The sequence below is a fragment of the Emticicia sp. genome (assembly GCF_049241225.1).
Lineage (GTDB): Bacteria > Bacteroidota > Bacteroidia > Cytophagales > Spirosomataceae > Emticicia.
In genome coordinates this window covers 1-5,956 of sequence record NZ_JBMLRC010000020.1, presented here as the reverse complement: position 1 = coordinate 5,956, position 5,956 = coordinate 1, and the positions used below count along the sequence as shown (strand labels likewise).

General features: G+C 37.2%; 4 protein-coding genes and 1 pseudogene. 4 read left to right on the top strand and 1 reads right to left on the bottom strand.

Annotated features, from left to right (window positions below):
- Positions 1-606, bottom strand: a pseudogene (locus ACOVO2_RS00995) (class I SAM-dependent rRNA methyltransferase); the annotation flags it as partial.
- A 215-nt stretch (positions 607-821) separates the two neighbouring features.
- Here ACOVO2_RS00995 and ACOVO2_RS00990 point away from each other — a divergent pair.
- The 4 genes from ACOVO2_RS00990 to ACOVO2_RS00975 all read left to right on the top strand — a co-directional run.
- Positions 822-1,811: a sugar phosphate isomerase/epimerase family protein gene (locus tag ACOVO2_RS00990; RefSeq protein ID WP_421768180.1), complete on the top strand. Its 990-nt coding sequence runs from the start codon at positions 822-824 to the stop codon at positions 1,809-1,811.
- 62 nt (positions 1,812-1,873) lie between these two features.
- Positions 1,874-2,428, top strand: coding sequence for an RNA polymerase sigma factor (locus tag ACOVO2_RS00985; protein WP_421768179.1), 555 nt, complete (start codon positions 1,874-1,876; stop codon positions 2,426-2,428).
- A 115-nt stretch (positions 2,429-2,543) separates the two neighbouring features.
- Complete coding sequence (locus tag ACOVO2_RS00980) at positions 2,544-3,656, top strand: FecR family protein (RefSeq protein WP_421768178.1); 1,113 nt, start codon at positions 2,544-2,546, stop codon at positions 3,654-3,656.
- Between the two features lie 297 nt (positions 3,657-3,953).
- A partial coding sequence (locus ACOVO2_RS00975; protein WP_421768177.1) for a carboxypeptidase-like regulatory domain-containing protein occupies positions 3,954-5,956 on the top strand: 2,003 nt, incomplete at its 3' end.

The following is a 5,956-nucleotide window of genomic DNA, read 5'->3' as shown; positions in this document are numbered from 1 at the left end:
AAACTTATTATCGTTTTCTGCAACTTCGTGTGGAATTAACGAATGAGCGAATGATTGCGTGAGTGAATGAATGAATAAATATGAATTTTCAACAGTTTTTGCAAAGACATCAGGTAAAGTTTCCTTACTTTTATCATAAACTGCTAAAAGACTTTCGCCATAAATTTGTTTTAATCCTGCCACAATCTTTTCTTTTTCTCGCCACATTCCAATCGTGTGTGCTTGAAAAACAACGACTCCTTTATAAAAATCAAGAATTAACCCCGGGAAGCCATCACCTTCGCCATGCACCAATCGGTAACAATTTACAACTCCACTCCCACCTTGAAATACGATTGTTTGACGTACCTGATAAGCCACCGAAAGTTTATTTAACCAAAATGCTTCATCGACATCAACGGCCTCATACGAAAAAATCTTAACCGCAATACTACCTTTGTAGTAGTGCCCAGTGGCTAAATATGTATTCTTTTTATCAAAAACTTCAACCACATCCCCATCGGTAGGATTACCTTCTATTTTGGCAATTGCTCCCGAAAAAATCCAAGGGTGCAGACGTTTTACTGCTATTTCTTTCCCTGCTTGTAAAATTACTTTTGCGTACATAAATTGTTTTTTTGAGATTAAACAAACAAATCTATTCTCTAATAATTAGTGTATCAGAGATAAAAATCTTGTTAATCATGCTCCTCGTTTAAATCTTACTACAAAATAAGAAAAAAATGAGCCTTGATAAAATCATATCACTGATTAAATATTATATTTACCCTCGTGTTTTTAAAGTAGATACAAACTTATAACCCTTAACCTCTCAAAATACCATGAAAGTCAATCGTAGAAACTTCCTACGTCAGACAGGACTTATCGCCGCTACCCCTTTGATAGCCAGCGAATTATGGTCTTGCACTCCTTCTTCTAAAACCGAAGAAAAAAGTTCAGATTCGACCGCAACCTCATCTATAATATCAGAACCATCAGTAAAAGAATTTGGCTTACAGTTATGGACTGTAAAAGAAGATTTAGCAAAAGACCCAAAGGGTGTTTTGAAATCTCTGGCAAGCTATGGTTATAAGCAAATCGAAAGTTTTCAAGGAGATAAAGGCGTATTTTGGGGTATGACAGCCAAAGATTTCAAGTCTTACATGGACGAACTGGGCATGAACCTCATCAGTACGCACTGCAATCCTGACTACACCATGAAGAAAGAAACCGAAAAAGAATTCGGTAAATTGGTAGATGATGCAGCAAGCATTGGTATGAAGTATTTGATTAATCCGTTTTTGGGAAGTTTAAAAACTGCCGACGAATGGAAAAAAGCTGCCGAAGGCCTCAATCGTCAAGGAGAAATGGCATCAAAAGCAGGTCTGAAAGTAGGCTATCATAATCACCACTTTGAATTTAAGAAATTTGGCGATGGCACTTGCCCTGAGCAAATCTTATTAGAAGGCACTGACCCTAAATTGGTTGATTTTGAATTAGATTTATATTGGGTTGTAAAAGCTGGCGAAGACCCAGAAGCTTGGTTTACTAAATACAAAGACCGTTTCCGCCTCTGCCATGTGAAAGATTACTACAAAGAAGATAAAATGAAGGAAATTGAGGCAAAAGAAAAACAAACTGACCCATTCTGGCCAATTGGTGGCTCAACGATTGTGGGTACAGGCCGCATTGATTTCCCTAAAATATTAAGTGTAGCCAAAGCCAACGGCATGCAATATTATATTGTAGAGCAAGAACGCTTCGATAACACAACTCCGCTAAAAGCAGTAGAAACTGACGCTGAGTACATGAAGAAATTAGTATTTGCTTAAAATACATTCAATCAGTCCCCTTTTTGTAGTATTTTCACAAAAAGGGGATTTTATTTTTTCCTATGAACACCAATGAACATTATCTTGATGGTTTGCTTTTAGACGCACTTCGCAAAGACGATGAAAAAGCCCTTGGATATTTGTTCAACACCTACTACAATAAGCTCTATCGTGCTGGCCTCAAATGGTGTTTGGATAGCGACCTCACCGAAGAATCAATTCAGTTGATTTTCAGCGATTTATGGAAATATCGACACAATCTTTCAGAAATTCAATCTTTTGAAGCCTATCTCAAAGGTTCACTCAAAAAACGTATCTTCAAAGAACTTCAAAAAGCCGACAGTATAGAAAAGGTAAATTGGGAAGATGCCGAAACATTTATACTATCTACGCAATCTTACGAAGAGATTTTAATCAAACAAGAAGCTGACGAATCGCTTAAAGTTAAACTGCGTTCGGCTCTCGATAAACTAAGCCCTCGCCAAAAAGAAATCATTATGCTGAAATATTTTGAAGAAATGAGTTTTAAAGAAATCTCTGAAAAAACTGGACTTCAAACCGACAGCATCTACAAGACCCTGCACGAAGGCATCAAAAAGCTAAGAAATCTGCTTTAAGAAGGCCAAAAACCTCCAAAGAAAAAATTTTCAAAAATTTTCTTAAAAAACCAGGAAGATTTTCTTCTACTATTCCTCTGTATAGATAGAACAGAATATTACAAGAAAATACAGCATGAAAAAGAAGCTGACACGATTTGATGCAAACCCAACCCTTGATGAATTGTTGGTCGATGAATCTTTTTTGAATTTTTATTTCAGAAAAGATGAAGCCGATATTTTAGAATGGGAAGATTGGGCCGATGATAACGAAGCAAGATTAGCAATGATTAAAGAAGCATTTAGCGAACTTGACCGCTTATCACTCAAATGGAAGTCCGAACAAATAGAAAATAAATACGCAGCTCTCAGTGAAGAGCTAAGCCATGCACCCAATGATAAACCAACGACATTACGAGTTTTTTACCGAAACTTATCTCTTATCAGATGGGCAGCCGCAGTTGTTATTTTGCTTGGGTTAAGCTGGTGGTATTATCAAAAAACTGATACAAAATCGGGTATTTATCAAGAATTAGTTGCAAATGCCCCCGTTGAGTTAATTGAAAAAGAGAATAAATCGGAAAAACCTTTATTGATTACTTTATCGGATGGTTCATCAATTTTGCTGCAAAAAGGTAGTCGATTGAGTTATCCAACAACATTTGATGGAGACCGCCGTGAAGTGTTTTTAGATGGAGAAGCGTTTTTTGAAGTAGCTAAAAACCCCGAAAAACCATTTTTTGTGTATGCTAATGAAGTCATTACTAAGGTTTTAGGTACAAGTTTTACCATCAAATCATTTAAAGGGCTGAAAGATATTCAGGTGATTGTACGCACAGGAAAAGTATCAGTTTATAGATTAGATGAAATTAAAAATAACGAAAAACTACTTCAATCAAAAGTATTAGAGGGTGTTGTGGTTGTTCCGAATCAGCAGATAAGTTTTAATAAAGAAGAAAATAATTTTTCAAAAACATTGGTAGAGCAACCAGAAATGCTTTCTGAAATGCCCCAATTTAATTTTGAATTTAGAGATGAGTCGGCAGCGGTTATTTTTAGTACGATTCAGAAAGCCTATGGAATTTCGATAGTTTTCGATGAAGAATTACTAAAAGAATGTCCAGTTACGGCCTCATTATCAGACGAACCACTTTATGGAAAATTAGAACTCGTTTGCAATGCCATTGAAGCACAATATCAGCTAATTGATGGGCAAATTATCATTAACAGTAAAGGCTGCAAAATCTAAATCGACATAACAAAGGTGGCTATTTATGACGAATAGCCACTAAAAACTTTAAAACAAATCAAATTTTAAAACTAAAAACCAAATTTTTACACTTTACCTGATTTCACCTAAAAACCAAAAAATCGGTGATGCTACCAACATCACCGATTGAATTTTCCCGAATCGAAATTATTGTGCAAGCCCTTGCCCAACCTCGAAAAACTCGGGAGTGTTTTTGTTTCATTTATTCACAAATTGTCAAAAACGTTTAAAATTATGAGATTTTTTACAAACTCCAATTCATTAATCACTAAAATCATGAAATTGAGCCTCCTGCAATTTTGTTTGGCTCTGCTTTTCACTGGACTCAGTTATGCACACACGAGTACTGCCCAAGAAGTACTCGACCGTGAGGTTTCGCTACAATTGAAAGAACAGAATCTTGAAAATGCTTTGAGTAAAATCGAGGAAACAGCCAATGTAAAATTTATTTTTAGTTCAAAACTCATCAAAAGTAGTCGTTTTGTATCTCTAAACGTAAAGCAACAAAAACTTTCGGCGGTTCTCGAAACCCTTTTAAAACCACTCAATATTAGTTTTAAAGTTAGTGGAAATAAAATTATCTTAAATCGCTTGGCTGAAGCAAGCATTGTCAGCCCAAACGTCATCGAAAGTCCAGTAACAGGAAAAGTAAGCGACTCGAAAGGCGAAGCCCTTCCAGGCGTTAGTGTGAGTATCAAAGGCACAAAAAAAGGTACAAGTACAGAAATGGATGGCACTTTTAAACTCAATGCTAATGCTGGTGATGTTTTAGTATTTAGTTTTGTAGGCTTCGCCACAAAAGAAGTAAAAGTAGCTGATAATCAATCAACTATCAACATTTCGCTTGAAGAGGCTTTTTCAACTTTAGGCGAAGTGGTAGTTACCGGTACTCGCAGCAGTGGACGCACGAAAATTGACACTCCTGTGCCTGTTGATGTGATTCCATTATCGCAAGTAACAAACAACGTCGGGCAAGTTGATATTAACCAAATTCTAACATTTATTGCACCCTCATTTCAATCTTCTCGTCAAGCGATTTCTGATGGTACTGACCACGTTGACCCTGCTCAATTACGTGGTTTAGGCCCTGACCAAGTTTTGGTTTTAGTAAACGGCAAAAGAAGACACCAATCTGCTTTGGTAAACGTAAATGGTACGGTAAACCGTGGTACTGTCGGAACTGACATGAATGCCATTCCAGCGACTTCGGTTGAAAAAATTGAGATTTTGCGTGATGGTGCCGCTGCACAGTATGGTTCGGATGCGATTGCTGGGGTGATAAACATTGTACTTAAAAAGCAAATCGGGTTGAGTGGAAATGTTTCGACTGGCGAAAACATCACATCTTATGATAAAAATTACGCCATCAATTTCTCAAACGGACAATCAAAAAGTGTAAATATTCAAGATGGACTCACCGCACAAATTGGTTTAAATTATGGATTGAAATTAGGGAAAAATGGTTTTGTGAATATCACGGGTGAGTTTGTTTCTCGTGGAGCAACCAACCGCACAGGTACATACACTGGGCAAGTATTTCCTGTAGTTGCTGGCCAAACCGACGACCAAGTAATTGCATCAAAAGGCCTTACGCGTGATAATTTTGATATGAGAATTGGTAACTCAGAAGTAAAAGGTGGAGGAATTGTTCTGAACGCCGCATTGCCAATCAACGAAAACATTGAAGCTTATGCCTTTGGTGGTTGGAATAATAAGAAGGGAAATGCAGCAGGTTTTTATAGATACCCCAATTCGGTTCCACTCTTAAATGCAGCAGCAGTTAGTGCAACAGGCTTAGCCAATAGCACTATCCGAACCAACGTTTTTAGTGTTTATCCAAATGGTTTTTTACCTGAAATAAACTCTGATGTAACCGATATTTCATTTGCAGCGGGTATTCGTGGTAAAATTATGAAAAACTGGAACTTTGATTTGAGCAATGTTTATGGTAAGAATACCTTCGATTACGGTGTAGATAATTCAGTGAACTATACTCAGGCAATCGGGACTACAAATTTCCAACGTACATTTGATGCTGGTGGAAACTCATTTTCACAAAACACTACGAATTTCGATTTAAGCCGCAAATATGAAACAGTTTTGAGTGGCCTTAACTTGGCATTTGGAGCAGAATTTAAGGTTGACCAATTCGGCACTCGTGCTGGTGAAGAGGCTTCTTGGAAAAACTATAACGAAAAAGCCGTTGGTGTAGCATTAGGTTCGCAAGTTTTTGCTGGTTTCTTCCCGAAAGATGCTGGTACCTTCAGCCGAAATAGCTA

Excerpts from the sequence above, each read along its gene's own strand:
- ACOVO2_RS00990 (WP_421768180.1), top strand. The coding sequence starts at position 822 with ATGAAAGTCAATCGTAGAAACTTCCTACGTCAGACAGGACTTATCGCC.
- ACOVO2_RS00985 (WP_421768179.1), top strand. The coding sequence starts at position 1,874 with ATGAACACCAATGAACATTATCTTGATGGTTTGCTTTTAGACGCACTT.
- ACOVO2_RS00980 (WP_421768178.1), top strand. The coding sequence starts at position 2,544 with ATGAAAAAGAAGCTGACACGATTTGATGCAAACCCAACCCTTGATGAA.